This window comes from Succinimonas sp. (assembly GCF_045225735.1).
Lineage (GTDB): Bacteria > Pseudomonadota > Gammaproteobacteria > Enterobacterales > Succinivibrionaceae > Succinimonas.
On sequence record NZ_JBGVBR010000265.1, the window covers coordinates 1 to 6258 of the forward strand.

Here is a 6258-nt window from a genome sequence, read left to right on the forward strand (position 1 = left end):
GGCGATTATTTATGAGCTGCCGGGGCTCCGGTCAGGAATCAGGCAGAAGAGGCCCGTTCATAAGCATAGCGGCTATTTCTTTGTTGCCGGCATCAAAATCGTCCGGGACGGCGAACCTGCCCTCAGCCGCGCCGATACGTTTGGATCCTGCGGGTTCAGGAATGAGGGTAATTTTGACAGCGGTTCTGCCGTTTCGGGTAACGATAATGACATCCTCTTTTTTCGTTTCCAGAAGCTGCAAGAGTCCGGAGAGACCGGCCTCGGCCTCGGGAATGCTGACCTCAATCATTGCTAGCGCCTCTTGCGACTGTCTTATGGGAAATGGTCTTTGAAAAATGATCAGAAGGACTGATTTTGTCAGTTCGTCTCGTCTGACTTTCTTTGTCAGTTTCATTACGGTATAGCTGAAAATTGCCGGCAAGGCAAGGTTCGGGCGAAAGCGCGAAAGCGAGGTCAGAACTCGGATTTCAGCGCATGATTTTGCTACTGGGGTAATTATTTTGGCGTGCCGGTTTTGACACATCTCCGCGGATTTTGTTTACTGTATAAGGATACATTTTTCCGGAGACGTTTCGCTGAGTGATATCTCGGCAATGAAAACGCCAATGCTGTAACCGGCTGAGGCCGTGCAGTAATGGAAGAATGAAAGCATGAATTAGAGAGCCAGGCCGCAATCGGCATGAGATCCTGAGAGACCGATTGTCCCCGGTAATTTCCTGACAGGGAGCATTCGATCATGGAGAACGGAAAAACCACCCGCACGGCGCTGATCACAATCCTGGGATGCATTCTTCTGGCGTTCATCCTTATTGGCGGAACGATCCAGACGGGCAGCAGCGCGCATAAGGATACGGCTGACGCGGTGCGGTCGGTCAGTCTGATGTATCTGGACGAACTGGCCGGGCGGCGGAAGCAGGTTGTCGAAGAGAAGCTGAATGACAACATCAAGGTCATCAATATCGCCGTAGGGCTCATTGACAGCGAGGATTTGAGCGATCTCGACCATATGCGGGCTTACCAGCGGAATATGAAGAAGCTTTTCAAGCTGAAGCGCTTTGCCTTCGTTGATGAAGACAGCATGGTATACACTGCGGATGAAGGCATTCAGAATGACATCAAGGAATACTCCTTTGATCCCGTAACCATTGCCAGGCCGGAGATTTCCATTAAAAATGAAAAATCCCCTGACAAGCAGGTGGTAATTGCCGTGCCCATCCGCGATAAAAAGCTTTCCATCAGCGGAAAGCAGCTCGTGGCCTGTTTCATGGAAATTGACATGAATACCATGCTGCAGGGAGTTTCCATGACCCCGAAAAACTCCGCGACAACCTTCTCAAACCTCTACACCGCAGATGGCGTGGCTCTTACCAATACGGTGCTGGGAGGGCTTGCCGTGGAGGACAATCTGCTGGAGGCCCTGGAGAAGGCGCAGTTTGACGAAGGTTATACTGCAGCAGGAGTTATTCAGGATTTCAGATCCGGCAAAAGGGGCGCGGCCTCATTTACCTACAACGGGATTCCGGAAACCATCGACTACGTTCCGGTAAATGGCACCAACTGGCAGCTTACCTATCTCATTCAGGAAAAGGTGATCAGCGGAAGAATCGACTCCATCTCCGACGGAATTATCCGGCGCAGCGTGCTCCAGTCGGTGTTGGCGATTCTGGTGCTGGGGGCTCTGTTTGCCTTCATCATCGCCCAGATCCGGAGCAATGCCAGGCTGGAACTGGAAAAAGAGACTCAGGATGCGGAGAACCGGGTTAAACAGCAGGAAATGGAGCAGCGTCTCTCTTTGCAGCAGCAATTGCTGGATCAGCAGGCTCACCAGGAGGAGCAGGGGAGAATGATCACCGCGCTGGCCTCCGACTTCCGCAGCGTTTATTACCTGGATCTGGATAAGGACAGCGGCGTCTGCTATCAGTCCCGCTCTGATATCAAAGGGCTTGGCGTCGGAGAGAAGTTCAGTTTTATGGAGGCGGTAACCGCCTACTGCAACCGCTATGTTCTTCCGGAGTACCGGGAGGAATTCATGCGGTTCATCCAGCCTGATGCGATCCGCCAGGGCCTCAGGGAGAGCAGGGTCATTTCCTATCGCTATATGATCAATTTGGACGGCAAAGTCTCCTACGAAGCGGTGCGCATAGCTGGTGTCCGGCATCCCGAGGATCGGGCGGATCATGCGGTGCACAGCGTCAGCGCCGGATTTGCGGATGTTGATGCGGAGATCAGGAAGGAAATTGAACAGCAGCATGCGTTAAGCGATGCCCTGGCTGCCGCGGAACTGGCGAATAAAGCGAAGACGGCATTCCTGTCGAACATGAGTCACGAAATCCGCACCCCGATGAATGCCATTATCGGACTTAACAGCATTGCCATGAACGAGCCTTCCGCCTCCGAGACGGTGAAGGACTATCTGAAAAAGAGCGGCGCCTCCGCGCAGCACCTTCTGGGCATCATCAATGACATTCTGGACCTGTCTAGGATTGAATCGGGCCGGATGGTCATCAAGAGCGAGGAATTCTCGTTTTCCAAGTGTCTGGAGCAGGTCAATACCATGATCAGCGGACAGTGCCGGAACAAAGGGCTCCGCTACGACTGCCGCACCATCGGGAAGATCGATGACTATTATGTCGGCGATGGGATGAAGCTCAAACAGGTCATGATTAACATTTTGGGCAATGCGGTGAAGTTTACTCCCGAAGGTGGAACGGTGACCTTCCTGATTGAGGAGGGCCAGCGTTTTGACAAGAAGGCGGCCCTGAAGTTTACCATCCGCGATACCGGTATTGGCATGAGCAAGGAGTATCTCCCGCGCCTCTTTGACGCATTCAGCCAGGAGAATTCCTCGGCCACCAGCAAATACGGCAGCACCGGTCTGGGCATGCCGATAACCAAAAGCATTATCGAGCTTATGAACGGCTCCATTGAAGTGGAAAGCGAAAAGGGCGTGGGCACAACCTTTAAGGTGTTTGTCACTTTGGGCGAGTCAGATCACAAGGACGGAACCGCTGCCGATGATGATTGCATGAATCCTCATGAGATGAGCGTGCTGGTGATCGATGATGATGAGATTGCGCTGGAGCATGCCCAGCTTGTTCTCGGCAAGGTGGGCATAAGCTGCGATGTGGCGCTGTCCGGCGACAAGGCCCTGGAAATGGTAAAGCTGCGTCATGCCCGCAACAATGATTACGATCTCCTTATTATCGACTGGAAGATGCCCGGGATGGACGGCGTGGAGACGACCCGGCAAATTCGATCCGTTTTGGGCCGGGGGACGCCGATTATCATTCTGACATCCTACAACTGGGATGAAGTGGCAGATGAAGCTAAACGCGCCGGAGTGGATACCTTTGTGGCGAAACCCCTCTTTGCCGGGAGCGTGCTGGATCAGTTCCGGGAGGCTTTCCGGAAGAAAAATGCGGCTCTCTTGGATTGCCGCGCGGATCTCAGAGGCCGCCGGGTGCTTTTGGCGGAGGACGTTGAGGTAAATACGGAAATCATGGTCATGGTACTCAGCCTGCGGGAAATCGAAGCTGATACGGCAGAGAACGGTAAAATTGCCGTGGAGAAATTCCAAAGCCATCCCGCCGGCTATTATGATGCCATTCTCATGGACATGCGCATGCCGGAGATGGACGGACTTGAGGCCACCAGAGTTATCAGGAGCCTGGATCGGGCTGATGCCAAAGAGATCCCGATTATCGCCCTGACGGCGAATGCCTTTGATGAAGATGTGCAGCGGAGCATGCAGGCCGGCCTTAATGCGCACCTCTCAAAGCCGGTGGAAGCGGATGCTCTCTTTGATACCCTGGAGAAGCTGATCAAGGCCTGAAGGACAAATGGGCGGGCTGACAAATTGCCATTCAGGCCCTGATGAAGCGGGACTTAAGCTGTTCCTGTTTTCAGTAGCGGAACCAGTAACGGATGAGGTCTTTGACATCGTCGTAGGTAATGCCGAAGCCGGGATAGTTGTCTCCGTAAATTACTACTGAAAGCACAAAGCCATCTTCGTAATAGGGGATGAGGTGCAGCGTGTAGGGTGTTCGGTCAAGATTGTACTGGCAGTGGAAGCGCGGCCCGCCGATGGGGGTGCTGTCCTTCATTTTGGTGCAGGAGGAGGAACCGTTGGCTTCAGCCACCTCTCTTACTATTCTGGAAAAGTTTCGGCCTTCCATTCGATATTCTTGCAGGATCACCGTAACTTTGCCGCGTTCGGTTTTGCGGAATTCAATAAAATCATAGCCCTGATTTGCTACAAAAAAGCCATGCGTCAACGCCTGGGCCGGCTCGGAAAAAGCTGTTAAGGCAGTAAAAAGCAGGGCAGTCCCCAATGATTTCAGTGATCTCGTCATTCCCGTTACTCCAGTCATTTTCTTTGTACTCCTCTTGCTGTTATGGGAGAGGAAGCCAGGTGAAAAGCCATCCCGGCGCTAATTCCTGAAGATGCTCTCCTGCCGCAAGCCGGGGCATTATATACCCGGGCTGGCGGTAACACCAAGAGCCGCCCGAACCAAGAGCGTTGTCAGAGGGGGATGTTTTGTGAAAGAGGTCACGGAGTTCAAGGCGTTTTTTCTGAGAACGGCGCAGGCTCGATCAGGACCGAAAAGGCGCGGGACATCTTCCGCAGACCAGTTGAGGAGCACGGTATTTGCGCCGGCTTAAGGAGATGACAGCTTGGAGGCGATGACGGATATGACGGAGTGATGAACCGTATTTAAGAGGCCGCTCAAATTACGCCGACTGAGCAGCAGGCTAAAGTATGAGAGCCCGGGGTTTTTCGTTTATTATTTCAGGGATCAGACTGAGAACGGATGCACTTAACTTATGCGGTGAGAACTGCGTTGATGGTTTATCAGCCTGGTAATGACTGAGAGAGGATTCGGGAAACAGGATAAGACCAGATCCGGAATTCCTTGCTTCTCAGAATGTCTGTCAGAGCATGGCGCTGTTTTTAAGTTTCTTTTTCTGGCCGGAGCCTCTTCTGGCCGGAGCCTCTCCGGCGGGATAACATGCAGGAGAAAAAGCAAATGAAAGCTAAGATAAAGATTTATCCGAAAGGGAGAGGCCGGGAGGTTTACCGGGTTATTGCCGTGGATGCTGATGTAGCCACCTTCCGGGATCTTTGTAATTTTATTGTTTTTGATTTTGAGCTGGATTCGATGTTTCATATGTACCGCTTTGTGTTCAGCAAAAACATCTGGGGCGGCGGACCGGAGATAGAGAAGGGTTCCCCGGATATGAATATTGTTCTCTCGAAGTATTCTTATCTGCCGAAGACCTTTTATTTCCACTACGATTACGGCTCCGACTTGCTGTTTGTCATCACCATTATGAGCGCTCCGTACAAGGGTGAGATTACCGCTGAAGACGGTATCGATCTCATTAAGTCCGTGGGAGACTTTCAGGAAGATCCTGATTATGACGAAGATGAGGATGATGACGAATAGCAAGGAGTCGCAGGCTTGTGGTCAGCCGGGATATTAAGCGGCAGGGCTCTGAATGTTCCGGTTCACCCGGCACGGCAGGGCTCTTCAGGGAGATTTGTGGCACAGCGGATTTTTCGGTTAAGGGCTGCGGCATTATCCTGAGGAGATCCTTTAATCCTGAAATCAGCGCATCATATTACCATGCAAACTTTCCGGGAACCTGCTGCAGCCATGGCAGCATCGGACTCAGCCTGTCCGGATTCTTTTCATAAAACGCTTCTTTGATATAGAATAGACTCCGGAGCCTGGATTCATGGCAAACACGCCTGTCCTCCAGAGGGATTGCGTTATTGGCAATGCCGGAAGCTTCATCTGGTAAAACCTCATGCAGTAACCGTCAAGGAAGGATGTTTTATGACTGATAGCAGATTGTTTTTAGTGCCGGAAAAGGGAATTCTCTGTCCTTTTACCGAGCCGGTGCTTAAGCTGGATCCCTCCTTTAACGGCCTCATTGAGCATATCAATGAGGGCGACACTTTTCTTATGGCCATGAATCAGAAGTACGGCCTTTATTCCTTTGAGAGCATTCCGCAGAAAAACTTCAAAGGGATGATTGTTCAGGAATGCGTCTTAATGCGCAAGACCTTTCCGGAAAACTTTGATCCCAGGCAGCATGCCCCGACGCTGTTCATTGCGGTAAAGGGCTTTGTCATCGTGGACTGGGTATCCACCTCAGCCTCCATCACCGACACCAATCATTTTAATTCCTATTATTTCACCTCGGACTATCGAAGAATCACTTACTCAGACGCCGCTGATGACAGACTCTGCG

Annotated in this window: 5 protein-coding genes; 3 read left to right on the forward strand and 2 right to left on the reverse strand. The window is 51.8% G+C overall.

What is annotated here, in order from left to right; translation table 11 throughout:
* Positions 1-31: 31 nt before the first annotated feature.
* Positions 32-289 (reverse strand): type II toxin-antitoxin system Phd/YefM family antitoxin, encoded by a 258-nt coding sequence (locus ACJROR_RS09475; protein WP_406546876.1) that lies wholly within the window; start codon positions 287-289, stop codon positions 32-34.
* A gap of 447 nt (positions 290-736) precedes the next feature.
* Between ACJROR_RS09475 and ACJROR_RS09480 the strand changes: the two genes are divergently transcribed.
* On the forward strand, positions 737-3832 hold the full coding sequence (locus ACJROR_RS09480; protein WP_406546877.1) for a response regulator: 3096 nt from the start codon (positions 737-739) through the stop codon (positions 3830-3832).
* A gap of 70 nt (positions 3833-3902) precedes the next feature.
* Here ACJROR_RS09480 and ACJROR_RS09485 read toward each other — a convergent pair whose 3' ends face one another.
* Positions 3903-4175 (reverse strand): hypothetical protein, encoded by a 273-nt coding sequence (locus ACJROR_RS09485; RefSeq protein ID WP_406546878.1) that lies wholly within the window; start codon positions 4173-4175, stop codon positions 3903-3905.
* 852 nt (positions 4176-5027) lie between these two features.
* Between ACJROR_RS09485 and ACJROR_RS09490 the strand changes: the two genes are divergently transcribed.
* Both ACJROR_RS09490 and ACJROR_RS09495 read left to right on the forward strand, forming a co-directional pair.
* Positions 5028-5447 (forward strand): hypothetical protein, encoded by a 420-nt coding sequence (locus ACJROR_RS09490; protein WP_406040708.1) that lies wholly within the window; start codon positions 5028-5030, stop codon positions 5445-5447.
* A gap of 393 nt (positions 5448-5840) precedes the next feature.
* Positions 5841-6258: hypothetical protein (locus tag ACJROR_RS09495; protein ID WP_406546879.1), on the forward strand; the 418-nt coding region annotated here is incomplete at its 3' end.